29 protein-coding genes, 4 tRNA genes and 2 rRNA genes are annotated in these 26853 nt (G+C 54.5%); all 35 read left to right on the forward strand.

Annotated features, from left to right (window positions below):
- The first annotated feature begins 175 nt into the window (after positions 1–175).
- Positions 176–291 (forward strand): 5S ribosomal RNA (rrf, locus tag ACXPVS_RS21795).
- 6 nt (positions 292–297) lie between these two features.
- Positions 298–413, forward strand: a 5S ribosomal RNA gene (gene rrf, locus ACXPVS_RS21800).
- A gap of 135 nt (positions 414–548) precedes the next feature.
- The gene (gene birA, locus ACXPVS_RS21805; protein ID WP_458511773.1) at positions 549–1508 is read left to right on the forward strand and encodes a bifunctional biotin--[acetyl-CoA-carboxylase] ligase/biotin operon repressor BirA; all 960 of its coding nucleotides are present in this window, start codon (positions 549–551) and stop codon (positions 1506–1508) included.
- Positions 1498–2247, forward strand: a complete 750-nt coding sequence (locus tag ACXPVS_RS21810) for a pantothenate kinase (protein WP_458511774.1) — start codon at positions 1498–1500, stop codon at positions 2245–2247. The genes birA and ACXPVS_RS21810 overlap by 11 nt, the downstream gene beginning before the upstream one ends.
- 7 nt (positions 2248–2254) lie before the next feature.
- A complete protein-coding gene (locus tag ACXPVS_RS21815) occupies positions 2255–2695 on the forward strand; it encodes a hypothetical protein (RefSeq protein ID WP_458511775.1) in 441 nt (146 codons plus the stop codon).
- Positions 2696–2837: 142 nt separating this feature from the next.
- A tRNA-Tyr gene (locus tag ACXPVS_RS21820) sits at positions 2838–2922 on the forward strand.
- Positions 2923–2945: 23 nt separating this feature from the next.
- Positions 2946–3019 (forward strand) — tRNA-Gly (locus tag ACXPVS_RS21825).
- Between the two features lie 26 nt (positions 3020–3045).
- Positions 3046–3121: transfer RNA gene (locus ACXPVS_RS21830), tRNA-Thr, on the forward strand.
- Positions 3122–3205: 84 nt separating this feature from the next.
- Positions 3206–4399, forward strand: coding sequence for an elongation factor Tu (tuf, locus tag ACXPVS_RS21835; RefSeq protein ID WP_007896619.1), 1194 nt, complete (start codon positions 3206–3208; stop codon positions 4397–4399).
- Between the two features lie 53 nt (positions 4400–4452).
- Positions 4453–4528 (forward strand) — tRNA-Trp (locus tag ACXPVS_RS21840).
- 45 nt (positions 4529–4573) lie between these two features.
- Positions 4574–4942, forward strand: coding sequence for a preprotein translocase subunit SecE (gene secE / locus ACXPVS_RS21845; protein ID WP_008145488.1), 369 nt, complete (start codon positions 4574–4576; stop codon positions 4940–4942).
- Between the two features lie 9 nt (positions 4943–4951).
- Positions 4952–5485 (forward strand): transcription termination/antitermination protein NusG, encoded by a 534-nt coding sequence (gene nusG / locus ACXPVS_RS21850; protein ID WP_282379324.1) that lies wholly within the window; start codon positions 4952–4954, stop codon positions 5483–5485.
- 117 nt (positions 5486–5602) lie between these two features.
- Positions 5603–6034, forward strand: a complete 432-nt coding sequence (rplK, locus tag ACXPVS_RS21855) for a 50S ribosomal protein L11 (RefSeq protein ID WP_003210097.1) — start codon at positions 5603–5605, stop codon at positions 6032–6034.
- Positions 6034–6729: a 50S ribosomal protein L1 gene (gene rplA, locus ACXPVS_RS21860; RefSeq protein WP_007896626.1), complete on the forward strand. Its 696-nt coding sequence runs from the start codon at positions 6034–6036 to the stop codon at positions 6727–6729. Before rplK ends, rplA begins: the two co-directional genes overlap by 1 nt.
- Before the next feature lie 198 nt (positions 6730–6927).
- A complete protein-coding gene (rplJ, locus tag ACXPVS_RS21865; RefSeq protein WP_458511776.1) occupies positions 6928–7428 on the forward strand; it encodes a 50S ribosomal protein L10 in 501 nt (166 codons plus the stop codon).
- Positions 7429–7508: 80 nt separating this feature from the next.
- Positions 7509–7874, forward strand: a complete 366-nt coding sequence (rplL, locus tag ACXPVS_RS21870; RefSeq protein ID WP_008145490.1) for a 50S ribosomal protein L7/L12 — start codon at positions 7509–7511, stop codon at positions 7872–7874.
- A 220-nt stretch (positions 7875–8094) separates the two neighbouring features.
- Positions 8095–12168 carry a DNA-directed RNA polymerase subunit beta gene (rpoB, locus tag ACXPVS_RS21875; protein ID WP_458511777.1) on the forward strand — a complete coding sequence of 1358 codons (4074 nt, stop codon included), beginning with the start codon at positions 8095–8097 and terminating at the stop codon, positions 12166–12168.
- 66 nt (positions 12169–12234) lie between these two features.
- Complete coding sequence (gene rpoC, locus ACXPVS_RS21880; RefSeq protein ID WP_140672295.1) at positions 12235–16434, forward strand: DNA-directed RNA polymerase subunit beta'; 4200 nt, start codon at positions 12235–12237, stop codon at positions 16432–16434.
- Positions 16435–16650: 216 nt separating this feature from the next.
- The gene (rpsL, locus tag ACXPVS_RS21885; protein ID WP_002555494.1) at positions 16651–17022 is read left to right on the forward strand and encodes a 30S ribosomal protein S12; all 372 of its coding nucleotides are present in this window, start codon (positions 16651–16653) and stop codon (positions 17020–17022) included.
- Positions 17023–17140: 118 nt separating this feature from the next.
- Complete coding sequence (gene rpsG, locus ACXPVS_RS21890; protein WP_002555493.1) at positions 17141–17611, forward strand: 30S ribosomal protein S7; 471 nt, start codon at positions 17141–17143, stop codon at positions 17609–17611.
- 30 nt (positions 17612–17641) lie between these two features.
- On the forward strand, positions 17642–19747 hold the full coding sequence (gene fusA, locus ACXPVS_RS21895) for an elongation factor G (protein ID WP_458511778.1): 2106 nt from the start codon (positions 17642–17644) through the stop codon (positions 19745–19747).
- A 31-nt stretch (positions 19748–19778) separates the two neighbouring features.
- Entirely contained in the window at positions 19779–20972 is a 1194-nt protein-coding gene (gene tuf / locus ACXPVS_RS21900; protein WP_201190746.1) for an elongation factor Tu, read from the forward strand.
- Between the two features lie 141 nt (positions 20973–21113).
- Positions 21114–21425 carry a 30S ribosomal protein S10 gene (gene rpsJ / locus ACXPVS_RS21905; protein WP_003186070.1) on the forward strand — a complete coding sequence of 104 codons (312 nt, stop codon included), beginning with the start codon at positions 21114–21116 and terminating at the stop codon, positions 21423–21425.
- Positions 21426–21505: 80 nt separating this feature from the next.
- Positions 21506–22141: a 50S ribosomal protein L3 gene (gene rplC, locus ACXPVS_RS21910; protein ID WP_085718226.1), complete on the forward strand. Its 636-nt coding sequence runs from the start codon at positions 21506–21508 to the stop codon at positions 22139–22141.
- 12 nt (positions 22142–22153) lie between these two features.
- The gene (gene rplD, locus ACXPVS_RS21915) at positions 22154–22756 is read left to right on the forward strand and encodes a 50S ribosomal protein L4 (RefSeq protein ID WP_007896707.1); all 603 of its coding nucleotides are present in this window, start codon (positions 22154–22156) and stop codon (positions 22754–22756) included.
- Positions 22753–23052: a 50S ribosomal protein L23 gene (gene rplW, locus ACXPVS_RS21920; RefSeq protein WP_002555488.1), complete on the forward strand. Its 300-nt coding sequence runs from the start codon at positions 22753–22755 to the stop codon at positions 23050–23052. The genes rplD and rplW overlap by 4 nt, the downstream gene beginning before the upstream one ends.
- Positions 23053–23066: 14 nt before the next feature.
- The gene (rplB, locus tag ACXPVS_RS21925) at positions 23067–23891 is read left to right on the forward strand and encodes a 50S ribosomal protein L2 (protein WP_003176423.1); all 825 of its coding nucleotides are present in this window, start codon (positions 23067–23069) and stop codon (positions 23889–23891) included.
- A 16-nt stretch (positions 23892–23907) separates the two neighbouring features.
- Positions 23908–24183, forward strand: coding sequence for a 30S ribosomal protein S19 (gene rpsS / locus ACXPVS_RS21930; RefSeq protein ID WP_002555486.1), 276 nt, complete (start codon positions 23908–23910; stop codon positions 24181–24183).
- Positions 24184–24196: 13 nt separating this feature from the next.
- Positions 24197–24529 carry a 50S ribosomal protein L22 gene (rplV, locus tag ACXPVS_RS21935; RefSeq protein ID WP_003103908.1) on the forward strand — a complete coding sequence of 111 codons (333 nt, stop codon included), beginning with the start codon at positions 24197–24199 and terminating at the stop codon, positions 24527–24529.
- Between the two features lie 13 nt (positions 24530–24542).
- The gene (rpsC, locus tag ACXPVS_RS21940) at positions 24543–25229 is read left to right on the forward strand and encodes a 30S ribosomal protein S3 (RefSeq protein ID WP_003176422.1); all 687 of its coding nucleotides are present in this window, start codon (positions 24543–24545) and stop codon (positions 25227–25229) included.
- A 12-nt stretch (positions 25230–25241) separates the two neighbouring features.
- Complete coding sequence (rplP, locus tag ACXPVS_RS21945) at positions 25242–25655, forward strand: 50S ribosomal protein L16 (RefSeq protein WP_282379294.1); 414 nt, start codon at positions 25242–25244, stop codon at positions 25653–25655.
- Positions 25655–25846 (forward strand): 50S ribosomal protein L29, encoded by a 192-nt coding sequence (gene rpmC / locus ACXPVS_RS21950; RefSeq protein ID WP_002555481.1) that lies wholly within the window; start codon positions 25655–25657, stop codon positions 25844–25846. Before rplP ends, rpmC begins: the two co-directional genes overlap by 1 nt.
- Before the next feature lie 2 nt (positions 25847–25848).
- Positions 25849–26115 carry a 30S ribosomal protein S17 gene (gene rpsQ, locus ACXPVS_RS21955; protein ID WP_003176419.1) on the forward strand — a complete coding sequence of 89 codons (267 nt, stop codon included), beginning with the start codon at positions 25849–25851 and terminating at the stop codon, positions 26113–26115.
- Positions 26116–26138: 23 nt separating this feature from the next.
- Complete coding sequence (rplN, locus tag ACXPVS_RS21960) at positions 26139–26507, forward strand: 50S ribosomal protein L14 (protein ID WP_002555479.1); 369 nt, start codon at positions 26139–26141, stop codon at positions 26505–26507.
- Positions 26508–26518: 11 nt separating this feature from the next.
- A complete protein-coding gene (gene rplX / locus ACXPVS_RS21965; protein WP_033059465.1) occupies positions 26519–26833 on the forward strand; it encodes a 50S ribosomal protein L24 in 315 nt (104 codons plus the stop codon).
- The last annotated feature ends 20 nt before the right edge of the window (positions 26834–26853 follow it).

The following is a 26853-nucleotide window of genomic DNA, read 5'->3' on the forward strand; positions in this document are numbered from 1 at the left end:
CCCGTGAGGCTTGACCATATAACACCCAAGCAATTTGACCACTCGAAAGAGCATCAGATTGCGGTGTGTGAAGACGAAATGAACCGAAAGTTCGAATCTCACAAAACACCGAAAGCTATCACATACCCAATTTGCTGAAGCGAGGCCGACTGGTCGCGACTCAGTACCCGAATTTCTTGACGACCATAGAGCATTGGAACCACCTGATCCCATCCCGAACTCAGCAGTGAAACGATGCATCGCCGATGGTAGTGTGGGGTTTCCCCATGTGAGAGTAGGTCATCGTCAAGATTAAATTCCNACGACCATAGAGCATTGGAACCACCTGATCCCATCCCGAACTCAGCAGTGAAACGATGCATCGCCGATGGTAGTGTGGGGTTTCCCCATGTGAGAGTAGGTCATCGTCAAGATTAAATTCCGAAACCCCTATCTGCGTATGCAGGTAGGGGTTTTGTTTTTTCCGCAAGAAAACTGATCAGTGGGGTTTCTATGCAATGGCGCGGGGCATGGCTATCATGCGGGCCTCATTGTGAGGCGAGACTTGCATGCTGACATTGTTAAAGCTTCTTAAAGATGGCCGATTCCATTCGGGTCAGGCCTTGGGTGTCGCCTTGGGTGTCAGTCGTAGTGCCGTTTGGAAGCAGCTTCAGCATTTAGAAGCTGAGCTGGGACTATCCATTCATAAGGTGCGGGGGCGCGGCTATCAACTCGCTGCGCCATTGACGCTGCTTGATCCTGTCGAGATTAGAGCGCAGGCGCCTTCTTGTGATTGGCCCATCCTTGTTTTCGATTCAATTGACTCCACTAATGCTGAGGCTTTGCGCGCCATAGAGCGGGGGGAGGCGGCCCCCTTTCTGGTGCTTGCCGAACGGCAAACTGCAGGTCGTGGGCGGCGTGGACGTAAATGGGTGAGTCCATTCGCGGAGAACATCTATTACAGTCTCGTGTTGCGTATTGAAGGTGGAATGCGTCAGCTGGAAGGCTTGAGTCTTGTTGTTGGGCTTGCCGTCTTGCAGGCTCTGCGTGAGCTCGGTATTTCGGGGGCCGGACTGAAGTGGCCCAACGATGTTCTGGTCGGTCAGAAGAAAATTGCCGGGATATTACTCGAGCTGGTGGGAGATCCTGCTGATGTGTGTCACGTTGTGCTGGGTGTGGGAATTAATGTGAACATGCAGATTACCGATGAGGTGGATCAGCAGTGGACGTCCGTGCGGCTAGAGTCGGGCAAGGTGTTTGATCGAAATCACTTGGTCGGGGCGTTGGGTGCGATGCTCCAGGCATATCTGTGTCGTCATCAAGTCGACGGATTTTCAGCTATCCAGGCGGAGTGGGAGCAAAATCATCTCTGGCAGGGAAGGGCCGTGTCGTTGATCGCAGGCGCTAACCGTATAGAAGGCGAAGTGCTGGGTATTGATAGTCAGGGTGCTCTGCGCTTGAAGGTGGGTGGTGTGGAGAAAATATTTAGTGGTGGTGAGCTCAGTCTGAGGTTGCGTGATGATTCTTGAGCTCGACTGCGGAAACAGTTTTATCAAGTGGCGCGTGCTCGATGCGGGTGTTCGGCGGGTGGTTGGCGAGGGTGTCGTTGATTCGGATCTCGCTTTGTTGGAAAGTTTGCAAGCACTCAAGGGGCTCACTTTAAAGTTTTGTCGGTTGGTTAGTGTCAGGACCGCCGAAGAGACCAGTGCGTTGATTTCTCTGCTGACAGAAGCTTTTGGCGTGTCGGTGGTATGTGCAACTCCGTCTCGCGAAATGTCCGGGGTCCGTAATGGTTATGAGGAGTTCGAGCGGTTAGGGCTCGACCGTTGGCTGGCGATGCTTGGGGGGTTCCAGCTGGCTTCGGGGGCGTGCCTTGTGCTTGATTTTGGCACGGCGGTTACTGCGGACTTCATCTCTAGGGATGGTGAGCACCTCGGAGGGTTTATATGCCCGGGAATTCCTCTGATGCGAAACCAGTTGCGTACCCATACGCGTAGAATTCGTTATGGCGATATAGCGGCCGAGCGCGCTCTGGAAAGTCTCGTTCCTGGTCGGACAACTGTCGAAGCGGTCGAGCGGGGATGCTCGTTGATGCTGAGAGGCTTTGTCCTGACCCAGCTAGAGTTGGCGCGTAGCTATTGGGGGGATGATTTTGCTGTGTTCCTCACTGGAGGAGATGCAGGCTTGGTTTCCGAGATTGTGCCTGAGGCCAGGGTCGTTCCTGATCTGGTGTTTGTAGGCTTGGCTGTGGCGTGCCCCTTGTCCTGAGGTTTTTATGCGTTGGTTGTTTCTGCTGCTGCTTGTTCTCAATGGGTTCTATTACATCTGGCACCAACAAGAGGCGCCTCTGCGTGCGAAGGATGTAACCCCTTTGAGTTTGTATAGGGGGGCGCAGCAGGATATTCGCTTGTTGAGTGAGACAACTGATGCGGCTCGTGACAGAGGAAAGTACACCCAGGCAGACGATGGCTGTCTCTATCTGGGCGGGTTTGTTCGTCAGGAAGCGGCTCAGGCGGTTGAGCGGCGACTGAGTGGCATGGAAATCAAGTTCGAGTCTTTGCTGAGGGCTCCCGCCGAGTCTAGTGGTTACTGGGTGCGTGTGGCGCCAGAAAGCCGGCGTTGGCTAGATGACTCGCAGCTGAAAAACCTTTCTAGAGAATTCAATGAGTTAAAACATAAAATAATGCCGTGCGAGGGGGTTGCACCCGTCGAATAGTTTGCATAGAATGGCGCCCGCTTCGCAGTGAAGACCTTTAATGGTTAACACCACGAAGTGATGTCAATGCAGCTAACCTCAGGTTTTTAATGAGAAAATGCTTGACAGAAGGCTGGCATGATATAGAATGCCGGCTCGCTTAGGAGGGGTTCCCGAGCGGCCAAAGGGATCAGACTGTAAATCTGACGTCTACGACTTCGAAGGTTCGAATCCTTCCCCCTCCACCATTTTTAGCGAGAGCTGCAAGCTCGCGGGTATAGTTTAGTGGTAAAACCTCAGCCTTCCAAGCTGATGATGCGGGTTCGATTCCCGCTACCCGCTCCAAGTTTGCAGATCCTGCGTAGTGTTACGCTCTTGTAGCTCAGTTGGTAGAGCACACCCTTGGTAAGGGTGAGGTCAGCGGTTCAAATCCGCTCAAGAGCTCCATATAACAAGGCAGATATGAAAATATCTGCCTTTGTTTTAATGGCTTGTTTGACCTGCTCAATTCTTCTCCTAGGGGTGATTTTGATGGCTAAGGAAAAGTTCGAACGTAATAAGCCACATGTCAATGTTGGTACCATTGGTCACGTCGATCACGGTAAAACCACGCTGACTGCTGCTTTGACCCGAGTCTGCTCCGAAGTTTTCGGTTCGGCAAAGGTTGACTTCGACAAGATCGATAGCGCCCCTGAAGAAAAAGCTCGTGGTATTACCATCAACACCGCTCACGTTGAGTACGATTCGGCTGTGCGTCACTACGCGCATGTTGACTGTCCAGGTCACGCTGACTACGTAAAAAACATGATCACCGGTGCTGCTCAGATGGATGGTGCGATTCTGGTTTGCTCGGCGGCTGATGGCCCTATGCCGCAAACCCGTGAGCATATCCTTCTTTCTCGTCAGGTCGGCGTTCCGTACATCGTTGTCTTCCTGAATAAGGCTGACATGGTTGACGATGCTGAGTTGCTGGAGCTGGTTGAGATGGAAGTGCGCGACCTGCTGAGCACTTACGATTTCCCAGGTGATGACACTCCGATCATCATTGGTTCGGCGCTGATGGCGTTGAATGGTCAAGATGACAACGAGATGGGTACTACTGCCGTCAAGAAGTTGGTCGAGACTCTGGATAGCTATATTCCGCAGCCTGAGCGTGCTATTGATAAGCCGTTCCTGATGCCGATCGAGGATGTTTTCTCGATCTCTGGTCGCGGTACTGTTGTGACTGGTCGTGTTGAGCGTGGCATTGTCCGCATTCAGGAAGAGGTTGAGATTGTCGGTCTTCGTGACACTGTCAAAACTACTTGCACTGGTGTTGAAATGTTTCGCAAGCTGCTCGACGAAGGTCGTGCTGGTGAGAACTGCGGCGTATTGCTGCGCGGTACCAAGCGTGATGATGTCGAGCGTGGCCAGGTTCTGGTCAAGCCGGGCACTGTCAAGCCGCATACCAAGTTCACTGCAGAGGTTTACGTTCTGAGCAAGGAAGAAGGCGGTCGTCATACTCCGTTCTTCAAGGGCTACCGTCCACAGTTCTACTTCCGTACCACGGACGTGACCGGTAACTGCGAATTGCCGGAAGGCGTTGAGATGGTAATGCCGGGTGACAATGTTCAGATGACTGTCACGCTGATCAAAACCATCGCGATGGAAGATGGGCTTCGCTTCGCTATCCGTGAGGGCGGTCGTACCGTCGGCGCTGGTGTCGTAGCTAAAGTTATCGAGTAAGTTGTTGTAATGTCTTTTTCAGGCCGGCATAATGGTCGGCCTGATTTTGTTTTAGGTCAGTAGCTCAATTGGCAGAGCGACGGTCTCCAAAACCGTAGGTTGGGGGTTCGATTCCCTCCTGACCTGCCAGATTCACTTGGTGTATCTGGCTTTCTTTTCACAGGATCTTCATAGATGACTCCTAAAGCTGAAGCTCAAGGCTCTCGCTTCGATCTGCTCAAGTGGCTAGTAGTAGTTGCTTTGGTGGTTGTTGGCGTTGTTGGCAATCAGTATTACTCTGCTTCGCCGATCCTGTACCGCGTACTAGCTTTACTCGCCATTGCTGCTGTAGCTGCCTTTGTAGGCCTGCAAACAGTCAAGGGCAAGTCTTTCTTTGTACTGGTTAAGGAAGCTCGAACCGAGATTCGTAAAGTCGTATGGCCAACTCGCCAAGAAACCACGCAGACCACGTTGATCGTTGTGGCTGTTGTGCTGGTTATGGCGTTGCTGTTGTGGGGGCTTGATTCCCTGCTCGGTTGGCTTGTTTCCTTGATTGTCGGCTAAGGGTGTCCCGTGGCTAAGCGTTGGTACGTTGTGCATGCTTACTCCGGTTATGAGAAGCATGTCATGCGCTCGTTGGTAGAGCGCGTAAAGCTGGCTGGCATGGAAGACGGCTTTGGTGAAATTCTGGTTCCCACTGAAGAAGTGGTTGAAATGCGTAATGGCCAGAAACGCAAAAGCGAGCGCAAGTTCTTCCCAGGTTATGTGCTGGTTCAGATGGACATGAATGAGGGTACTTGGCACTTGGTCAAGGATACTCCTCGAGTGATGGGTTTTATCGGCGGTACTGCTGATAAGCCCGCAGCTATCACAGATAAAGAGGCAGAAGCGATTCTGCGTCGTGTTGCTGATGGTAGCGACAAGCCGAAGCCGAAGACGTTGTTCGAGCCAGGTGAGTCGGTGCGCGTCAATGACGGTCCGTTTGCCGACTTTACCGGCACGGTCGAAGAAGTTAATTACGAGAAGAGCCGGATCCAAGTGGCAGTGCTCATTTTCGGTCGCTCTACTCCGGTAGAGCTAGAGTTCAGCCAGGTCGAAAAGGTCTAGCCGAACAAGCATCCCAACCCCGCAGCCCTAGGCTGTGGGGTTTTGTCGTCACTGGGATAAACGCGCAAGTAACCGGGGAGCCTTTCGAGGCGTTCGAACCCGTAATTGGAGTGCCTCATGGCCAAGAAGATTACCGCTTACATCAAGCTGCAAGTGAAGGCCGCTCAGGCTAACCCAAGCCCACCTGTTGGTCCTGCTCTGGGTCAGCATGGCGTGAACATCATGGAGTTCTGCAAGGCTTTCAACGCCCGTACTCAGGGTATTGAGCCAGGTCTGCCGACTCCAGTGATCATCACTGTCTACAGCGACCGTAGCTTCACTTTCGAAACCAAATCCACGCCTGCTTCGGTTCTGCTGAAGAAAGCTGCTGGTCTGACTAGCGGTTCCGCTCGTCCGAACACCGTTAAGGTTGGCACCGTTACCCGTGCTCAGCTGGAAGAAATCGCGAAGACCAAAAACGCGGATCTGACTGCAGCTGATATGGACGCGGCCGTGCGTACTATCGCCGGTTCTGCTCGTAGCATGGGCCTTAACGTGGAGGGTGTGTAATGGCTAAGTTGACCAAGCGTCAAAAGGCTATCGCCGGCAAAATCGAAGCAGGCAAGTCCTACAACTTTGTAGACGCTGCTGCGCTGCTGGCTGAGCTGTCGACCGTCAAGTTCAGCGAGTCGTTTGACGTTGCTGTAAATTTGGGTGTTGATCCGCGTAAATCCGACCAGGTCGTTCGTAGCGCTACTGTGCTGCCGCACGGCACTGGCAAGACCGTTCGCGTTGCTGTGTTCACCCAGGGTCCGGCTGCTGAGGCCGCTTTGGCTGCCGGCGCTGACCGTGTAGGTATGGACGACCTGGCTGCCGAAATGAAAGGCGGCGACCTGAACTATGACGTAGTTATCGCATCCCCGGATGCAATGCGCGTTGTTGGTCAGTTGGGTCAGATCCTGGGCCCGCGCGGCCTGATGCCTAACCCTAAAGTCGGCACAGTAACGCCAGACGTAGCTACCGCGGTTAAGAACGCCAAGGCTGGTCAGGTTCGTTATCGCACCGACAAAAACGGCATCATCCACACCTCAGTTGGCAAGGTTGGCTTCGACGCCGTCAAGCTGAAGGAAAACGTTGAAGCCCTGATTGCTGATCTGAAGCGTATCAAGCCAGCTTCCTCGAAAGGTATTTACGTCAAGCGCGTAACCCTGAGCACCACTATGGGTCCAGGCCTGGTCATCGACCAAGGTTCGCTCGACGCGTAAGACACAGGTTGGCGCAAGCGATTGCGCCAATTGAAAGATTGGGGTCCCTGCCTGGCGGGGGCTATCCAAGACCGTAGGCGACGCAAGTCTTAAACCTCAAGCCTACGCAGATGGTGCTCCCGGTTCCTTACCGAATCAGACACCAAAACGACATCTGGCCTCGGTTGGATGAAACGGTAACAAGCAGGAGTTTTTCCCGTGGCAATTAAACTTGAAGACAAGAAGGCCATCGTCGCTGAAGTCAACAAGGCTGCCCAAGTTGCTCTGTCCGCTGTCGTGGCTGATGCCCGTGGCGTAACAGTAGGCGCTATGACCGGACTCCGTAAAGAGGCTCGTGAAGCTGGCGTTTACGTACGTGTTGTACGTAACACTCTGCTCAAGCGCGCCGTTGCTGGCACTCAGTATGACGTGCTCAACGACGTGTTCACCGGCCCGACCTTGATTGCATTCTCCAAAGAACATCCGGGCGCTGCTGCTCGTATCTTCAAAGAGTTCGCAAAAGGTCAGGATAAGTTCGAGATCAAGGCAGCTGCGTTCGAGGGCAAGTTCCTCGCAGCTAATCAGATCGACGTACTGGCAAGCCTGCCGACCCGTGACGAAGCAATTTCTCAGCTGATGAGCGTGATTCAAGGCGCAACCAGCAAATTGGCTCGTACTCTGTCGGCTCTTCGCGACCAGAAAGAAGCAGCTGCAGCCTAAGGCTGAGCGACTCCTTTCAGCGTTTATTGTTTATTTCGATGGCCGCGTAGGCTGTCACCCCAATACAGGAATTTATAGTCATGTCTCTGACTAACGACCAAATCATCGAAGCAATCGGCGAAAAATCCGTTCTGGAAATCGTTGAGCTGATCAAGGCCATGGAAGAGAAGTTCGGCGTTTCCGCTGCCGCTGCTTCCGCTGGTCCAGCTGCTGTCGCTGCCGTTGTTGAAGAACAAACTGAATTCAACGTCATGCTGCTGGAAGCTGGCGAGAAGAAAGTTAACGTGATCAAGGCAGTACGTGAGCTGACCGGTCTGGGCCTGAAAGAAGCCAAGGCTGTAGTTGACGGCGCTCCTGGCGTCGTTCTGGAAGCTGTTTCGAAAGACGCAGCTGACAAAGCTAAAGCCACTCTGGAAGAAGCAGGCGCTAAAGTCGAGCTGAAATAAGCATCGACTTTGCGTCTCCAGCCCGAGCGTTAAGCGAAAGGCTGATGGCTGGTGGCTCTTGCCACCGGCCTTTTTCCGTTATTGGCAGCCGACTGGGTTGGTGCTGATAACGAGCTGTAACCACCCGATGCGGTGGCGCAAACCATGGGGTTTGCACGATTTTCTGGCTGCTCCCGTCGGGAGGGGCCAAACAAGCAGGTGACCAAGCTGGGGAACGCTGATGGCTTACTCATATACTGAGAAAAAACGTATCCGCAAGGACTTTAGCAAGTTGCCGGACGTCATGGATGTGCCGTACCTCCTGGCCATCCAGCTGGATTCGTATCGTGAATTCTTGCAAGCGGGAGCGACTAAAGATCAGTTCCGCGACGTGGGCCTGCATGCGGCCTTCAAATCCGTTTTCCCGATCATCAGCTACTCCGGCAATGCTGCGCTGGAGTACGTCGGTTATCGCCTGGGCGAACCGGCATTTGATGTCAAAGAATGCGTATTGCGCGGTGTAACTTACGCCGTACCTTTGCGGGTAAAAGTGCGCCTGATCATTTTCGACAAAGAATCGTCGAACAAAGCGATCAAGGACATCAAAGAGCAAGAAGTCTACATGGGTGAAATCCCCCTGATGACTGAGAACGGTACCTTCGTAATCAACGGTACCGAGCGTGTAATCGTTTCCCAACTGCACCGTTCCCCGGGCGTGTTCTTCGACCACGACCGTGGCAAGACGCACAGCTCCGGTAAACTGCTTTACTCCGCGCGCATCATTCCTTACCGCGGTTCGTGGCTGGACTTCGAGTTCGACCCGAAAGACTGCGTATTCGTGCGTATCGACCGTCGTCGCAAGCTGCCTGCATCGGTACTGCTGCGTGCGCTCGGCTATACCACTGAAGAAGTGCTGGATGCTTTCTACACCACTAACGTTTTCCACGTTCAGGGTGAAAGCATTAGCCTGGAGTTGGTGCCTCAGCGTCTGCGCGGTGAAATTGCTGTTATCGATATTCTCGATGACAAAGGCAAGGTTATTGTCGAGCAGGGTCGCCGTATCACCGCTCGCCACATCAACCAGCTGGAAAAAGCCGGGATCAAAGAGTTGGTTATGCCCTTGGACTACGTCCTGGGTCGCACTACCGCCAAGGTCATCGTGCATCCGGCAACCGGCGAAATCCTGGCAGAGTGCAACACCGAGCTGAACACCGAGATCCTGGCCAAAATCGCCAAGTCCCAGGTTGTTCGCATCGAAACTCTGTACACCAACGATATCGACTGCGGTCCGTTCGTCTCCGACACACTGAAGATCGACTCCACCAGCAACCAATTGGAAGCGCTGGTCGAGATCTATCGCATGATGCGTCCGGGCGAGCCGCCAACCAAAGACGCAGCCGAGACTCTGTTCAACAACCTGTTCTTCAGCCCTGAGCGCTATGACCTGTCAGCGGTCGGCCGGATGAAGTTCAACCGTCGTATCGGTCGTACCGAGATCGAAGGTTCGGGCGTGTTGTGCAAAGAAGACATTGTTGCGGTACTGAAGACTCTGGTCGACATCCGTAACGGTAAAGGCATCGTCGATGACATCGACCACCTGGGTAACCGTCGTGTTCGCTGCGTAGGCGAAATGGCCGAAAACCAGTTCCGCGTTGGCCTGGTACGTGTTGAGCGTGCGGTCAAAGAGCGACTGTCGATGGCTGAAAGCGAAGGCCTGATGCCGCAAGACCTGATCAACGCCAAGCCAGTGGCTGCGGCGGTGAAAGAGTTCTTCGGTTCCAGCCAGCTTTCCCAGTTCATGGACCAGAACAACCCGCTGTCCGAGATCACCCACAAGCGTCGTGTGTCTGCACTCGGCCCTGGCGGTTTGACTCGTGAGCGCGCTGGCTTTGAAGTTCGTGACGTACACCCGACTCACTATGGTCGTGTATGCCCGATTGAAACGCCGGAAGGTCCGAACATCGGTCTGATCAACTCCTTGGCCGCTTATGCGCGCACCAACCAGTACGGCTTCCTCGAAAGCCCGTACCGTGTGGTGAAAGACGCTCTGGTCACCGACGAGATCGTGTTCCTGTCCGCCATCGAAGAAGCTGATCACGTGATCGCTCAGGCTTCGGCCACGATGAACGACAAGAAAATGCTGATCGACGAGCTGGTAGCTGTTCGTCACTTGAACGAGTTCACCGTCAAGGCGCCGGAAGACGTCACTTTGATGGACGTTTCTCCGAAGCAGGTAGTTTCGGTTGCCGCGTCGCTGATCCCGTTCCTCGAGCACGATGACGCCAACCGTGCGTTGATGGGTTCGAACATGCAGCGTCAAGCTGTACCAACCCTGCGCGCTGATAAGCCGCTGGTCGGTACCGGCATGGAGCGTAACGTAGCCCGTGACTCCGGCGTTTGCGTCGTGGCGCGTCGTGGTGGCGTTATCGATTCCGTAGACGCCAGCCGTATCGTGGTTCGTGTTGCCGATGATGAAGTTGAAACCGGTGAAGCTGGTGTCGACATCTACAACCTGACCAAATACACCCGCTCCAACCAGAACACCTGCATCAACCAGCGTCCGCTGGTGCGTAAAGGCGATCGGGTTCAGCGTAGCGACATCATGGCTGACGGCCCGTCCACCGACATGGGTGAACTGGCGCTGGGTCAGAACATGCGCATCGCGTTCATGGCCTGGAACGGTTACAACTTCGAAGACTCCATCTGCTTGTCGGAACGAGTTGTTCAAGAAGATCGCTTCACCACGATCCACATTCAGGAACTGACCTGTGTGGCACGTGACACCAAGCTTGGGCCAGAGGAAATCACTGCAGACATCCCGAACGTGGGTGAGGCTGCACTGAATAAGCTGGACGAAGCCGGTATCGTTTACGTAGGTGCTGAAGTTGGCGCAGGCGACATCCTGGTTGGTAAGGTCACTCCGAAAGGCGAGACTCAGCTGACTCCGGAAGAAAAACTGCTGCGTGCCATCTTCGGTGAAAAAGCCAGCGACGTTAAAGACACCTCTCTGCGCGTGCCTACCGGCACCAAGGGTACCGTCATCGACGTACAGGTCTTCACCCGCGACGGCGTTGAGCGTGATGCTCGTGCACTGTCGATCGAGAAGACTCAGCTCGACGAGATCCGCAAGGACCTGAACGAAGAGTTCCGTATCGTTGAAGGCGCCACTTTCGAACGTCTGCGCTCCGCTCTGGTCGGCCGCAAAGCCGAAGGCGGCGCCGGACTGAAGAAAGGTCAGGACATCACCGACGAAGTTCTCGACGGTCTTGAGCATGGTCAGTGGTTCAAACTGCGCATGGCTGAAGATGCTCTGAACGAGCAGCTCGAGAAGGCTCAGGCCTACATCGTTGATCGCCGCCGTCTGCTGGACGACAAGTTCGAAGACAAGAAGCGCAAACTGCAGCAGGGCGATGACCTGGCTCCAGGCGTGCTGAAAATCGTCAAGGTTTACCTGGCAATCCGTCGCCGCATCCAGCCGGGCGACAAGATGGCCGGTCGTCACGGTAACAAAGGTGTGGTCTCCGTGATCATGCCGGTTGAAGACATGCCGCACGATGCCAATGGCACCCCGGTCGACGTCGTCCTCAACCCGTTGGGCGTACCTTCGCGTATGAACGTTGGTCAGATCCTTGAAACCCACCTCGGCCTCGCGGCTAAAGGTTTGGGCGAGAAGATCAACCGGATGATCGAAGAGCAGCGCAAAGTCGCTGAGCTGCGTAAATTCCTCGACGAGATCTACAACCAGATCGGCGGTCGTAACGAAGATCTGGATAGCTTCTCCGACCAGGAAATCCTGGATCTGGCGAAGAACCTGCGTGGCGGCGTTCCAATGGCCACTCCAGTGTTCGACGGCGCCAAGGAAAGCGAAATCAAGGCCATGCTGAAACTGGCAGACCTGCCAGAAAGCGGCCAGATGCAGCTGACCGACGGCCGTACCGGCAACAAGTTCGAGCGCCCGGTTACTGTTGGCTACATGTACATGCTGAAGCTGAACCACTTGGTAGACGACAAGATGCACGCTCGTTCTACCGGTTCGTACAGCCTAGTTACTCAGCAGCCGCTGGGTGGTAAGGCGCAGTTCGGTGGTCAGCGTTTCGGGGAGATGGAGGTCTGGGCACTGGAAGCATACGGTGCTGCTTACACTCTGCAAGAAATGCTCACAGTGAAGTCGGACGATGTGAACGGCCGTACCAAAATGTACAAAAACATCGTGGATGGCGATCACCGTATGGAGCCGGGCATGCCCGAGTCCTTCAACGTGTTGATCAAGGAAATTCGTTCCCTCGGCATCGATATCGATCTGGAAACCGAATAACACGTGACGCGAATCGAGAGCGGGGCAGGATTGCCCCCGCTCTCTGCTCCGCCAGGAGGAAAGGCCTTGAAAGACCTACTGAATTTGCTGAAAAACCAGGGTCAAGTCGAAGAGTTCGACGCCATCCGTATTGGATTGGCATCGCCTGAGATGATCCGTTCGTGGTCGTTCGGTGAAGTTAAAAAGCCGGAAACCATCAACTACCGTACGTTCAAACCTGAGCGTGACGGCCTGTTCTGCGCCAAGATCTTTGGCCCGGTAAAGGATTACGAGTGCCTGTGCGGTAAGTACAAGCGCTTGAAGCACCGTGGTGTGATCTGCGAGAAGTGCGGCGTTGAAGTCGCGCTGGCTAAAGTTCGTCGTGAGCGCATGGCGCACATCGAACTGGCCTCGCCAGTAGCCCACATTTGGTTCCTGAAATCGCTGCCGTCCCGTATCGGCTTGCTGATGGACATGACCCTGCGTGATATCGAACGCGTTCTCTACTTCGAGAGCTATGTCGTTATCGATCCGGGCATGACCACCCTTGAAAAAGGTCAGCTGCTGAACGACGAGCAGTACTTCGAAGCGCTGGAAGAGTTCGGCGACGATTTCGATGCCCGCATGGGTGCCGAGGCTGTCCGTGAACTGCTGCACGCTATCGATCTGGAGCACGAGATTGGCCGCCTGCGTGAAGAAATTCCGCAAACCAACTCCGAAACCAAAATCAAGAAGCTGTCCAAGCGTCTGAAGTTGATGGAGGCCTTTCAGGGTTCCGGCAACCTTCCAGAATGGATGGTGCTGACCGTTCTGCCGGTTCTGCCGCCAGATCTGCGTCCACTGGTCCCGCTGGATGGCGGTCGCTTCGCGACTTCCGACCTCAACGATCTGTATCGTCGAGTGATCAACCGTAACAACCGCTTGAAGCGCCTGCTTGATCTGTCCGCTCCGGACATCATCGTGCGCAACGAAAAGCGTATGTTGCAGGAAGCCGTCGATGCACTGCTCGACAACGGTCGTCGTGGCCGCGCTATCACCGGCTCCAACAAGCGTCCTCTGAAATCCCTGGCTGACATGATCAAGGGTAAGCAAGGTCGTTTCCGTCAGAACTTGCTCGGTAAGCGCGTTGACTACTCCGGTCGTTCGGTAATTACCGTAGGTCCGACCCTGCGTCTGCACCAGTGCGGTCTGCCGAAGAAAATGGCTCTCGAGCTGTTCAAGCCGTTCATTTTCGGCAAGCTGGAAATGCGTGGTCTCGCGACCACCATTAAAGCTGCCAAGAAAATGGTTGAGCGTGAACTGCCAGAGGTTTGGGACGTTCTCGCTGAAGTGATCCGTGAACACCCGGTTCTCCTCAACCGTGCACCGACCCTTCACCGTCTGGGTATCCAGGCGTTTGAACCGGTACTGATCGAAGGTAAGGCTATCCAGCTGCACCCTCTGGTCTGTGCTGCGTACAACGCCGACTTCGACGGCGACCAAATGGCCGTGCACGTACCGCTGACACTGGAAGCCCAGTTGGAAGCGCGTGCGTTGATGATGTCGACCAACAACATTCTGTCGCCAGCCAACGGTGAGCCAATCATCGTTCCGTCGCAGGACGTTGTGTTGGGTCTGTACTACATGACTCGTGAAGCGATCAACGCCAAGGGCGAAGGTCGTGTGTTCGCGGATCTGCAGGAAGTTGACCGTGTGTTCCGTGCCGGCGAAGCCGCACTGCACGCTAAAGTCAAAGTGCGGATCAACGAAACCGTCAACGATCGTGATGGTGGCAGCGTCAAGAACACCCGTATCGTCGACACCACAGTCGGCCGTGCGCTGTTGTTCCAGGTTGTTCCACCTGGCCTGTCGTACGACGTCGTCAACCAGCCGATGAAGAAAAAGGCGATCTCCAAGCTGATCAACCAGTGCTACCGCGTGGTTGGTTTGAAAGAGACCGTGATCTTCGCTGACCAGTTGATGTACACCGGTTTTGCCTATTCGACCATTTCCGGCGTTTCCATCGGTGTTAACGACTTCGTTATCCCGGATGAAAAAGCCCGCATCATCAATGCGGCTACTGATGAAGTGAAAGAGATCGAAAGTCAGTACGCCTCCGGCCTGGTAACCCAGGGCGAGAAGTACAACAAAGTGATCGACCTTTGGTCCAAGGCGAACGACGAAGTTTCCAAAGCGATGATGGCCAACCTCTCGAAAGAGAAAGTCATCGACCGTCATGGCGTCGAAGTCGACCAAGAGTCCTTCAACTCGATGTACATGATGGCCGACTCGGGCGCACGGGGTTCTGCTGCGCAGATCCGTCAGCTCGCCGGTATGCGTGGCCTGATGGCCAAGCCGGACGGTTCGATCATCGAAACGCCAATTACTGCGAACTTCCGTGAAGGTTTGAGCGTACTTCAGTACTTCATCTCCACTCACGGTGCTCGTAAAGGTTTGGCGGATACCGCGTTGAAAACTGCGAACTCCGGTTACCTGACTCGTCGTCTGGTAGACGTGGCGCAGGATCTGGTAGTAACCGAGATCGATTGCGGCACCGAGCATGGCCTGGTAATGACTCCGCACATTGAAGGCGGTGACGTTGTTGAGCCGCTGGGTGAGCGCGTATTGGGTCGTGTCATTGCCCGTGACGTGTTCAAGCCAGGAACCGAAGAAATCATCGTTCCTGCTGGCACGTTGGTAGACGAGAAGTGGGTCGAGTTCATCGAGCTGAACAGCATCGACGAAGTGATCGTGCGTTCGCCGATCAGCTGCGAAACCCGCTACGGCATTTGCGCCAAGTGCTACGGCCGTGACTTGGCTCGTGGTCACCAGGTGAACATCGGTGAAGCGGTCGGCGTTATCGCCGCCCAGTCCATCGGTGAGCCGGGTACCCAGCTGACCATGCGTACGTTCCACATCGGTGGTGCGGCAAGCCGGACCTCCGCAGCTGACAGCGTTCAGGTGAAGAATGGCGGTACCGTCCGTCTGCACAACCTGAAACACGTAGAGCGAGTGGATGGTTGCCTGGTTGCTGTGTCTCGTTCCGGTGAGCTGGCAATCGCTGATGACTTTGGTCGTGAGCGTGAGCGTTACAAGCTGCCGTACGGTGCTGTGATTTCGGTTAAGGAAGGTGACAAGGTCGACGCTGGCGCAATCGTGGCCAAGTGGGATCCGCACACTCACCCAATCGTTACCGAAATGAAAGGTACCGTGACCTACGTGGGCATGGAAGAAGGCATCACGATCAAGCGTCAGACTGACGAATTGACCGGTATGACCAACATTGAAGTACTCGACGCCAAAGACCGTCCAGCTGCCGGTAAAGATATCCGTCCTGCTGTGAAGATGGTCGATGACAACGGCAAGGATCTCTTGCTGCCGGGTACCGACGTAATTGCTCAGTACTTCCTGCCCGCTAACGCCCTGGTCGGTGTAGCTGACGGTGCGAAAATCGCGATCGGTGATGTTATCGCTCGTATTCCGCAAGAGACTTCGAAGACCCGTGACATCACCGGTGGTCTGCCACGTGTTGCCGACTTGTTCGAAGCCCGTCGTCCGAAAGAAGCCTCGATTCTGGCTGAAGTCAGCGGCACCATCGCGTTCGGTAAAGAGACCAAAGGCAAGCGCCGTCTGGTTATCACCCCGAACGATGGTACTGATCCGTACGAAGAGCTGATTCCGAAGTGGCGTCACCTGAACGTCTTCGAAGGCGAACAGGTAAACCGCGGCGAAGTTATCTCCGACGGCCCGAGCGATCCACACGACATCCTGCGTCTGCTGGGTGTGAGTGCGCTGGCCAAGTACATCGTGAACGAGATCCAAGACGTTTATCGTCTGCAAGGCGTGAAGATCAACGACAAGCACATCGAGACCATCCTGCGTCAGATGCTGCGCAAAGTTGAAATCGCTGAATCCGGCGACTCGACTTTCATCAAGGGCGACCAGATGGAGTTGACTCACGTTCTGGTAGAGAACGAGCGTCTGGCTGGCGACGAGAAATTCGTTTCCAAGTTCACTCGCGTATTGCTGGGTATCACCAAGGCGTCGTTGTCCACCGAATCGTTCATCTCGGCGGCTTCCTTCCAGGAAACCACTCGCGTACTGACCGAAGCGGCGGTAACCGGCAAGCGCGATTACCTGCGCGGCCTGAAAGAAAACGTAGTCGTGGGTCGTCTGATCCCGGCAGGTACCGGTCTGGCTTATCACAGCGAGCGCAAGCGCCGCCGTGAAGCTGACAAACCGTTGCGCGTAAGCGCCAGTGAAGTGGAAGCGGCACTGACCGAAGCATTGAACTCGAGCGGTAACTGAGTTCTGCGGTAGATAAGCGTGGGGCCCCGGCCGCTCCGTTCATCGAATCGAGACAATTTGTCGAGGTTGGATGAGTGGGGAGGTCGGGGCCTTGCCTTGACTGGGGGCAAGATCCTCTTTAGACTCTTGTACCCCTAAATTTGGCGGGAATTCGTTCCTGCCATTTTGCTTTTCTTGCAAGACAATAGCGTCGCAAGACAACAGTGGAGCTAGTAGATGGCAACTATCAACCAGCTGGTACGTCAGCCGCGTAAGCGTATCGTCGAGAAATCCGACGTGCCTGCGCTGCAGAACTGCCCGCAACGTCGTGGCGTATGCACCCGTGTGTATACCACCACGCCGAAAAAACCTAACTCGGCACTGCGTAAAGTATGCCGTGTACGTCTGACCAACGGTTTCGAGGTTTCCTCGTACATCGGCGGTGAAGGCCACAACCTGCAAGAGCACAGCGTGGTACTGATCCGCGGCGGTCGTGTAAAAGACTTGCCAGGTGTTCGTTATCACACCGTGCGCGGTTCTTTGGATACTTCCGGCGTTAAAGGTCGTAACCAGGGTCGTTCGAAGTACGGTACCAAGAAGCCTAAGTAGTAGTGGCTTTTTGTAAGAACTGATTTTCTATTTTTCTGAGTCGATAAGAGTAAGGTCGGAGGCGTCCCGAAAGGGCACCGATTCCGAGCGAACCTGAAGACCGTTTGAGGGCTTATCCATGCCAAGAAGACGCGTAGCAGCCAAGCGCGAAGTGCTTGACGATCCAAAATACGGAAGCCAAATCCTGGCCAAGTTCATGAACCACGTTATGGAAAGCGGCAAGAAAGCCGTTGCCGAGCGTATCGTTTATGGCGCGCTGGAGAAGGTTAAAGAACGCAAGAACAGCGACCCCCTGGAAATCTTCGAGAAAGCTCTCGACGCCATCGCTCCGCTGGTCGAAGTAAAGTCGCGCCGTGTAGGCGGTGCTACTTACCAGGTTCCGGTTGAAGTTCGTCCGTCCCGTCGTAACGCCCTGGCAATGCGCTGGTTGGTAGACTTCGCCCGCAAGCGCGGCGAGAAGTCTATGGCTCTGCGTTTGGCTGGCGAACTGTTGGACGCTGCCGAAGGTAAAGGTGCTGCAGTTAAGAAGCGTGAAGACGTGCACCGTATGGCTGAAGCCAACAAGGCTTTCTCGCACTACCGCTTCTAATTTTAGCGTCACTAATTTTGCGAGGGCTTTATGGCTCGTACTACACCGATTAATCGCTACCGTAACATTGGTATCGTTGCTCACGTGGATGCTGGTAAAACCACCACCACCGAGCGCGTCCTTTTTTACACCGGCAAAAGTCACAAGATGGGCGAGGTGCATGACGGCGCCGCGACCACAGACTGGATGGTGCAGGAGCAGGAGCGTGGTATTACCATTACTTCTGCTGCTATTACCGCCTTCTGGCAGGGTTCCGAGAAGCAGCACAAAGACCAATACCGCTTCAACGTTATTGATACCCCGGGCCACGTTGACTTCACTATTGAAGTTGAGCGTTCCCTGCGTGTACTCGATGGCGCGGTCGTTGTGTTCTGCGGCACCTCGGGCGTTGAGCCTCAGTCGGAAACCGTATGGCGTCAAGCCAACAAATACGGCGTTCCACGTCTTGTTTACGTAAACAAGATGGATCGTGCTGGTGCAAACTTCCTGCGTGTGATCGGTCAGATCAAGCAGCGTCTGGGTCACACTCCAGTGCCAATCCAGTTGGCTATCGGTTCCGAAGACAACTTCCAAGGTCAGATCGATCTGATGTCCATGGAAGCTGTTTACTGGAATGATGCTGACAAGGGCATGGTTCCACGTCGCGAGCCTATCCCTGCAGAACTGCAGGAATTGGCTGACGAATGGCGCGGCAACATGGTTGAGGCTGCGGCCGAAGCCAGCGAAGAGCTGATGAACAAGTACCTCGAAGGTGAAGAACTCACCAACGCGGAAATCAAGGCTGCTCTGCGCCAGCGTACTATCGCTGGTGAGATCGTCCTGGCTGTTTGCGGTTCTTCCTTCAAGAACAAGGGTGTTCCCCTGGTTCTCGACGCCGTGATCGACTACCTGCCTGCGCCTTCCGACATTCCTGCCATCAAGGGTACTGACCCGGATGACGAGACCAAGGAAATGGAGCGTCACGCAGACGACAGCGAGCCGTTCTCGGCTCTGGCGTTCAAGATCGCAACCGACCCATTCGTGGGTACCTTGACCTTTGTTCGAGTTTACTCGGGCGTGTTGGCCTCCGGCGACGGCGTGATCAACTCTGTTAAAGGCAAGAAAGAGCGCGTGGGTCGTATGGTGCAAATGCACGCAAACGCCCGTGAAGAGATCAAGGAAGTGCGCGCTGGTGACATCGCGGCCTTGATCGGCATGAAGGACGTCACCACTGGTGAGACTTTGTGCAACGCTGACAAGCCAATCATCCTGGTTCGCATGGACTTCCCGGAGCCGGTTATTTCGGTTGCCGTAGAGCCAAAGACCAAGGACGACCAGGAAAAAATGGGTATCGCTCTGGGCAAGCTTGCTCAGGAAGACCCGTCTTTCCGCGTCAAGACTGATGAAGAGACTGGTCAAACGATCATCTCTGGCATGGGCGAGTTGCACCTGGACATCCTGGTTGACCGGATGCGCCGTGAGTTCAACGTCGAAGCCAACATCGGTAAGCCACAAGTTTCGTACCGTGAGCGCATCACGAAGAGTTGCGAAATTGAAGGCAAGTTCGTTCGCCAGTCCGGCGGTCGTGGCCAGTTCGGTCACTGCTGGATCCGCTTTGCTCCTGCTGATGAAGGTCAGGAAGGTCTGCAATTCGTGAACGAAGTAGTGGGCGGTGTGGTTCCTAAGGAATACATCCCGGCTATCCAGAAGGGTATCGAAGAGCAGATGAAGAACGGCGTTGTGGCCGGCTATCCGCTGATCGGCCTGAAGGCTACCGTGTTTGATGGTTCTTACCACGACGTCGACTCCAACGAGATGGCGTTTAAGGTGGCTGCCTCCATGGCAACCAAGCAACTGGCCCAGAAGGGCGGTGGTGAGTTGCTTGAGCCGATCATGGCGGTAGAGGTTGTTACACCTGAAGACTATATGGGTGACGTGATGGGCGACCTTAACCGTCGCCGCGGCATGATCCTGGGTATGGAAGACACGGTCTCCGGCAAAGTGATTCGCGCCGAAGTTCCGCTGGGTGAGATGTTCGGTTATGCGACCGACGTCCGTTCCATGTCCCAAGGTCGCGCAAGCTACTCTATGGAATTCAAAAAATACAATACAGCTCCGTCGCACATCGTCGAAACTGTTACCAAAAAACAAGGCTGATTCAGCCCCTTTAGGCTAGGAGTTAATTGTCGTGGCTAAAGAAAAATTTGTACGTGACCTCCCGCACGTTAACGTTGGCACCATCGGTCACGTTGACCATGGTAAAACCACGCTGACCGCTGCTCTGACTCGCGTCTGCTCCGAAGTTTTCGGTTCGGCCGTTGTTGCTTTCGACAAGATCGACAGCGCTCCGGAAGAAAAGGCTCGTGGTATCACCATCAACACCGCGCACGTTGAATACAACTCGCTGATCCGTCACTACGCTCACGTTGACTGCCCAGGTCACGCTGACTATGTGAAGAACATGATCACCGGTGCTGCTCAAATGGACGGCGCTATTCTGGTTTGTTCGGCCGCTGATGGTCCGATGCCGCAAACCCGTGAGCACATCCTGTTGTCCCGTCAGGTTGGCGTTCCGTACATCGTTGTCTTCCTGAACAAGGCTGACATGGTTGACGACGCTGAGCTGCTGGAACTGGTTGAGATGGAAGTGCGCGATCTGTTGAGCACTTACGACTTCCCAGGTGATGACACTCCGATCATCATCGGTTCCGCTCTGATGGCTCTGAACGGCCAAGACGACAACGAAATGGGCACCACTGCCGTTCGTAAACTGGTTGAGACTCTGGACAGCTACATCCCAGATCCAGTTCGTGTTATCGACAAGCCGTTCCTGATGCCAATCGAAGACGTGTTCTCGATCTCCGGTCGCGGTACTGTTGTAACTGGCCGTATCGAGCGCGGTATCGTCAAGGTTCAGGATTCGCTGGAAATCGTTGGTCTGCGTGACACCGTTGTCACCACCTGCACTGGCGTTGAAATGTTCCGTAAGCTGCTCGACGAAGGTCGTGCTGGCGAGAACTGCGGCGTGCTGCTGCGCGGCACCAAGCGTGACGACGTTGAGCGTGGCCAGGTTCTGGTCAAGCCGGGTTCGGTTAAGCCGCACACTACCTTCGAAGCTGAAGTGTACGTGTTGAGCAAAGAAGAAGGCGGCCGCCACACTCCGTTCTTCAAAGGCTACCGTCCACAGTTCTACTTCCGGACCACTGACGTGACCGGTAACTGCGAACTGCCGGAAGGCGTTGAAATGGTAATGCCAGGCGACAACATCAAAATGGTTGTCACCCTGATCAAAACCATCGCAATGGAAGATGGTCTGCGTTTCGCTATTCGTGAAGGCGGTCGTACCGTCGGCGCTGGCGTCGTAGCCAAAATCATCGCTTAATAAGTGATGACTTGAAAAAGCCCCCGCCTAGCGGGGGCTTTTTTATTGGGTTGACACTGTGGTAGCCCGTCTATAGAATTGCGCCTCCTTTTAACGGGCGTATTGCGCTCGCTGGGAATAGCAGCCGGAGTCTGAAATCCAATGCAAAATCAGCAAATCCGTATCAGGTTGAAGGCTTTTGATCATCGCCTGATCGACCAATCCACCCAGGAAATCGTGGAAACCGCGAAACGTACTGGTGCTCAAGTGCGTGGTCCAATTCCATTGCCTACCCGTAAAGAGCGGTTCACCGTTCTGGTCTCCCCGCACGTCAACAAAGACGCGCGTGACCAGTATGAGATCCGTACTCATAAGCGCGTTCTGGACATCGTCCAGCCAACGGATAAAACCGTTGATGCTCTTATGAAGCTTGATCTTGCGGCCGGTGTGGAAGTGCAGATCAGCCTCGGCTAAGACTCGGTCTTAGTCGTGTAACGCTCTGAAATGGGCGGCCATAGCGGGTGAAAGCCCCGTACACTCATGAGGTTTACAACATGACTATTGGTGTAGTCGGTCGTAAATGCGGTATGACCCGTATTTTCACCGAAGAAGGTGTCTCCATTCCGGTCACGGTCATTGAGATCGAACCGAATCGCGTCACCCAGTTCAAAACTGAAGAGATCGATGGCTATCGTGCAGTGCAAGTCACTGTAGGTGAGCGTCGTGCTTCGCGTGTTACAGCTGCTCAAGCTGGCCACTTCGCTAAAGCGAACGTTGCCGCTGGTCGTACCGTAATGGAATTCCGTCTTGAAGAAGGCGAGTACCAGGCCGGCGATCTGATCAACGCTGAAATCTTCGCCGCTGGTCAACTGGTTGATGTAACCGGTCAGTCCAAAGGTAAAGGCTTCCAGGGTACGATCAAGCGTTGGAATTTCCGCGGGCAAGATAATACCCACGGTAACTCCGTATCCCACCGCGTTCCAGGCTCTATCGGCCAGTGCCAGACTCCTGGTCGTGTATTCAAGGGCAAAAAAATGTCCGGTCATATGGGCGCTGAGCGCGTGACCGTGCAGTCCCTCGAAGTAGTGCGCGTGGACGCTGAACGCAATCTGTTGTTGGTCAAGGGTGCTGTTCCTGGCGCTACTGGCGGCAACTTGGTTGTACGTCCAGCAGCCAAGGCTCGCGGTTAAGGGGAAGCTGACATGCAATTAAATGTAAATGACGCTCAAGCGATCGAAGTTTCCGAACTGACATTTGGCGGCGAATTCAACGAGACGCTGGTTCACCAAGCAGTCGTGGCCTACATGGCCGGCGGCCGTCAAGGTAGCAAGCAGCAAAAGACCCGTTCCGACGTTCGTGGTGGCGGTAAGCGCCCATGGCGTCAGAAAGGTACTGGCCGTGCTCGTGCCGGTACTATCCGTAGCCCAATCTGGCGTGGCGGCGGTACCACTTTCGCAGCTCGTCCTCAGGATCACACCCAGAAGCTGAACAAGAAGATGTATCGCGCAGCAATGCGTTCCATCCTTGCTGAGCTGGTGCGTACTGATCGTCTGGTTGTGGTTCAGGACTTCGCTGTTGATGCACCGAAGACCAAAGATCTGCTGAACAAACTGACCGGCATGGGCCTGACTGACGTCTTGATCGTGTCTGAAGTGGTTGATCAGAACCTGTACCTGGCTGCTCGTAACCTGCCACACGTTGATGTACGTGACGTGCAAGGTTCCGATCCAGTTAGTCTGATCGCATACGACAAGGTGTTGATCACCGTGTCGGCCGTGAAGAAATTCGAGGAGCTGCTGGGATGAACCAGGAACGCGTATTTAAAGTTCTGCTTGGCCCGCACGTTTCCGAGAAGGCTACGGTTCTGGCTGACAAGAAAGGCCAGTTCGTTTTCAAGGTTGCAACTGACGCAACCAAGCTGGAAATCAAGAAGGCCGTCGAAAGCCTGTTCAGCGTGAAAGTAGAGCGTGTTACTACCCTGAATGTTCTGGGTAAGAGCAAGCGCACTGCTCGCGGTCTGGGCAAGCGTAATGACTGGAAGAAGGCAGTTATCTCCCTTCAGCCAGGCCAAGATCTCGATTTCAGCAGCAGTGCTGAGTAAGGAAGGGGTGCATCATGGCAATCGTTAAATGCAAACCGACTTCCCCTGGCCGCCGTTTTGTGGTCAAGGTGGTCAATCAGGAGCTGCATAAAGGCGCTCCTCACGCACCGCTGCTCGAGAAAAAATCGAAGACTGGTGGTCGTAACAACAATGGTCGTATTACCACTCGTCACATCGGTGGTGGCCATAAGCAGCATTATCGTCTGGTCGATTTCCGTCGTAACGACAAAGATGGCATCTCCGCCACTGTCGAGCGTATTGAATACGATCCAAACCGTACTGCGCACATCGCTCTGCTGCTGTACGCAGATGGCGAGCGTCGCTACATCATTGCCCCTAAAGGCGTGAGTGCTGGCGACCAGCTGATCGCAGGTGCTCTGGCACCGATCAAGCCGGGCAACGCTCTGCAACTGCGTAACATTCCAGTTGGTAGCACCGTACACGGCATCGAATTGAAGCCAGGTAAAGGCGCGCAAATCGCTCGTTCCGCTGGTGCTTCGGCTCAGCTGATCGCTCGTGAAGGTGTCTACGTGACCCTGCGTCTGCGTTCTGGTGAGATGCGTAAAGTGCTGGCTGAATGCCGCGCGACCTTGGGTGAAGTCTCGAACTCCGAGCACAGCCTGCGTTCGCTGGGTAAAGCTGGTGCCAAACGCTGGCGTGGCGTTCGCCCAACCGTTCGTGGTGTTGCCATGAACCCGGTTGACCACCCACATGGTGGTGGTGAAGGTCGTACCTCTGGTGGTCGTCATCCGGTATCGCCGTGGGGCTTCCCGACTAAGGGCGCGAAGACTCGTGGTAATAAGCGTACCGACAAAATGATCGTCCGTCGTCGCAAGTAAATAGAGGGATACGACAGTGCCACGTTCTCTGAAAAAAGGTCCTTTTATTGATCTTCACCTACTGAAGAAGATCGAAGTGGCGGCGGAAAAGAACGATCGCAAACCAGTTAAAACCTGGTCGCGTCGTTCGATGATCCTGCCACAAATGGTCGGTTTGACCATTGCAGTGCATAACGGTCGTCAACATGTCCCAGTTCTCGTGAACGAAGACATGGTCGGCCACAAACTGGGCGAGTTTGCCGGTACCCGCACATATCGTGGGCACGTGGCAGACAAGAAAGCCAAGCGTTAAGGGGTAAGGAACGATGGAAGTAGCCGCTAAGTTGTCGGGCGCTCGAATCTCCGCCCAGAAAGCCCGCTTGGTCGCCGACCAGATCCGCGGGAAGAAGGTGGGCGAAGCGCTCAACCTGTTGGCTTTCAGCAGTAAGAAAGCCGCCGAGATCATGAAGAAAGTGCTGGAGTCGGCCGTAGCCAACGCCGAGCATAACGAAGGCGCAGACGTTGATGACCTTAAAGTCAGCACCGTTTTCGTCAACGAAGGGCGTTCGCTGAAGCGAATCATGCCACGTGCCAAAGGCCGTGCTGATCGCATCGTCAAGCGGTCTTGCCATATCACTGTCAAGGTTGCTGACAAGTAACGGAGTCGAAGAGATGGGTCAGAAAGTACATCCCATTGGCATTCGCCTGGGAATCGTCAAGGAGCACACCTCCGTCTGGTACGCAGACGGTCGGACTTATGCGGACTATTTGTTCGCTGATCTGAAGGTGCGCGAGTATCTCCAAGACAAACTAAAAAGCGCGTCCGTAAGCCGTATCGATATCCATCGTCCGGCTCAGACTGCACGTATCACCATCCACACCGCTCGTCCAGGTATTGTTATCGGGAAGAAAGGTGAAGATGTTGAGAAACTGCGTCAGGACCTGACCAAGCAAATGGGTGTGCCTGTGCACATCAATATCGAAGAGATCCGTAAGCCGGAGCTCGACGGTATGCTGGTTGCGCAGAGCGTAGCTCAGCAGCTGGAGCGTCGCGTAATGTTCCGTCGCGCTATGAAGCGTGCTGTTCAGAACGCCATGCGCATTGGTGCCAAAGGCATCAAAATCCAAGTGAGCGGTCGTCTCGGCGGTGCTGAAATTGCACGTACTGAATGGTATCGCGAAGGTCGTGTGCCACTGCACACCCTGCGTGCCGACATCGACTATGCCAACTACGAAGCTCACACCACTTATGGTGTGATCGGTGTAAAGGTTTGGATCTTCAAAGGCGAAGTAATTGGTGGTCGCCAAGAAGAACTGAAACCACAAGCACCAGCGCCTCGTAAAAAAGCTGCTAAGTAAGGGGTACGCCAAATGTTGCAACCAAAGCGTACGAAGTTCCGCAAGCAGATGACTGGCCACAACCGTGGCTTGGCTCAGCGCGGTAGCAAAGTCAGCTTCGGCGAATATGCGCTGAAGTCTGTAGCTCGTGGTCGTCTCACCGCTCGTCAGATCGAGTCAGCGCGTCGTGCACTGACCCGTCACGTTAAACGTGGCGGCAAGATCTGGATCCGTGTATTTCCGGACAAGCCTGTAACCAAGAAGCCTCTCGAAGTTCGGATGGGTAAAGGTAAGGGTAACGTCGAATACTGGGTTGCCCAGATTCAGCCAGGCAAAGTCCTGTATGAAATCGAGGGTGTTTCTGAAGAGCTGGCGCGTGAGGCTTTCGCCCTGGCTGCTGCAAAGCTGCCGCTCGCCACCTCCTTTGTTAAACGGACGGTGATGTGATGAAAGCGAATGAACTTCGTGAAAAATCCGCACAGCAGCTGAACGAGCAACTGCTCGGCCTGCTGCGCGACCAGTTCAATCTGCGTATGCAGAAAGCAACTGGCCAGTTGGGGCAGTCTCATCTGCTCTCGCAAGTTAAACGTGACATCGCTCGCGTGAAGACTGTGCTTAACCAGCAGGCAGGTAAGTAATCATGGCTGAAGCCGAAAAAACTGTCCGTACGCTGACTGGCCGTGTTGTCAGCGACAAGATGGACAAAACCATCACCGTTCTGATCGAGCGTCGCGTTAAGCACCCGATCTACGGTAAATACGTTAAGCGTTCGACTAAGCTGCACGCGCACGACGAAACCAATCAGTGCCACATCGGCGACAAAGTCACTATTCGTGAAACTCGTCCTTTGGCCAAGACCAAGTCTTGGGCGCTGGTTGATGTTCTCGAACGCGCTGTGGAAGTCTAAGGACTAGGGGTCGGAGAAATTATATGATTCAGACTCAATCCATGCTCGATGTGGCCGATAACAGCGGCGCTCGCCGTGTTATGTGCATCAAGGTGCTGGGTGGCTCCCATCGTCGTTACGCTGGTATCGGTGACATCATCAAAGTTACCGTGAAGGAAGCAATTCCTCGCGGTAAAGTGAAAAAAGGCCAAGTGATGACTGCTGTCGTAGTCCGCACTCGCCACGGCGTTCGCCGTGCTGATGGCTCCATTATCCGCTTTGATGGCAACGCTGCTGTTCTTCTGAACAACAAGCAAGAGCCGATCGGCACCCGTATCTTTGGGCCAGTGACCCGTGAACTTCGTACTGAGAAGTTCATGAAGATCGTCTCGCTCGCCCCAGAAGTGCTGTAAGGAGATCCGACATGCAAAAGATTCGTCGTGACGACGAGATCATCGTGATCGCCGGCAAAGACAAAGGTAAGCGCGGTAAGGTGCTTAAGGTTCTCGCTGACGACCGTCTGGTCGTTGGTGGTCTGAACCTGGTTAAGCGTCATACCAAGCCAAACCCTGCGTCGGGCGTACAAGGCGGTATCGTCGAAAAAGAAGCGCCACTGCACGCTTCCAACGTTGCCATTTTCAACGGCGAAACCAACAAGGCTGATCGCGTTGGTTTTAAAGTAGAAGACGGTAAGAAAATTCGTGTCTTCAAGTCGACCCAAAAAGCGGTTGATGCTTGAACACTGCTAGGTAGAAGACC

Source organism: Pseudomonas sp. Ma2-10 (assembly GCF_054330215.1).

Bases quoted from the DNA above. Each gene is read 5' to 3' on its own strand.
- rpsC (WP_003176422.1), top strand. From the start codon at position 24,543: ATGGGTCAGAAAGTACATCCCATTGGCATTCGCCTGGGAATCGTCAAG.
- rplV (WP_003103908.1), top strand. From the start codon at position 24,197: ATGGAAGTAGCCGCTAAGTTGTCGGGCGCTCGAATCTCCGCCCAGAAA.
- rplP (WP_282379294.1), top strand. From the start codon at position 25,242: ATGTTGCAACCAAAGCGTACGAAGTTCCGCAAGCAGATGACTGGCCAC.
- rplW (WP_002555488.1), top strand. From the start codon at position 22,753: ATGAACCAGGAACGCGTATTTAAAGTTCTGCTTGGCCCGCACGTTTCC.
- birA (WP_458511773.1), top strand. From the start codon at position 549: ATGCTGACATTGTTAAAGCTTCTTAAAGATGGCCGATTCCATTCGGGT.
- rpsL (WP_002555494.1), top strand. From the start codon at position 16,651: ATGGCAACTATCAACCAGCTGGTACGTCAGCCGCGTAAGCGTATCGTC.
- tuf (WP_007896619.1), top strand. From the start codon at position 3,206: ATGGCTAAGGAAAAGTTCGAACGTAATAAGCCACATGTCAATGTTGGT.
- rplX (WP_033059465.1), top strand. From the start codon at position 26,519: ATGCAAAAGATTCGTCGTGACGACGAGATCATCGTGATCGCCGGCAAA.
- rplN (WP_002555479.1), top strand. From the start codon at position 26,139: ATGATTCAGACTCAATCCATGCTCGATGTGGCCGATAACAGCGGCGCT.
- rplC (WP_085718226.1), top strand. From the start codon at position 21,506: ATGACTATTGGTGTAGTCGGTCGTAAATGCGGTATGACCCGTATTTTC.
- rpsQ (WP_003176419.1), top strand. From the start codon at position 25,849: ATGGCTGAAGCCGAAAAAACTGTCCGTACGCTGACTGGCCGTGTTGTC.
- rplK (WP_003210097.1), top strand. From the start codon at position 5,603: ATGGCCAAGAAGATTACCGCTTACATCAAGCTGCAAGTGAAGGCCGCT.
- rpoB (WP_458511777.1), top strand. From the start codon at position 8,095: ATGGCTTACTCATATACTGAGAAAAAACGTATCCGCAAGGACTTTAGC.
- rpsG (WP_002555493.1), top strand. From the start codon at position 17,141: ATGCCAAGAAGACGCGTAGCAGCCAAGCGCGAAGTGCTTGACGATCCA.
- ACXPVS_RS21815 (WP_458511775.1), top strand. From the start codon at position 2,255: ATGCGTTGGTTGTTTCTGCTGCTGCTTGTTCTCAATGGGTTCTATTAC.
- ACXPVS_RS21810 (WP_458511774.1), top strand. From the start codon at position 1,498: ATGATTCTTGAGCTCGACTGCGGAAACAGTTTTATCAAGTGGCGCGTG.
- rpmC (WP_002555481.1), top strand. From the start codon at position 25,655: ATGAAAGCGAATGAACTTCGTGAAAAATCCGCACAGCAGCTGAACGAG.
- rplD (WP_007896707.1), top strand. From the start codon at position 22,154: ATGCAATTAAATGTAAATGACGCTCAAGCGATCGAAGTTTCCGAACTG.
- rplB (WP_003176423.1), top strand. From the start codon at position 23,067: ATGGCAATCGTTAAATGCAAACCGACTTCCCCTGGCCGCCGTTTTGTG.
- rplA (WP_007896626.1), top strand. From the start codon at position 6,034: ATGGCTAAGTTGACCAAGCGTCAAAAGGCTATCGCCGGCAAAATCGAA.
- fusA (WP_458511778.1), top strand. From the start codon at position 17,642: ATGGCTCGTACTACACCGATTAATCGCTACCGTAACATTGGTATCGTT.
- secE (WP_008145488.1), top strand. From the start codon at position 4,574: ATGACTCCTAAAGCTGAAGCTCAAGGCTCTCGCTTCGATCTGCTCAAG.
- rplL (WP_008145490.1), top strand. From the start codon at position 7,509: ATGTCTCTGACTAACGACCAAATCATCGAAGCAATCGGCGAAAAATCC.
- rpsJ (WP_003186070.1), top strand. From the start codon at position 21,114: ATGCAAAATCAGCAAATCCGTATCAGGTTGAAGGCTTTTGATCATCGC.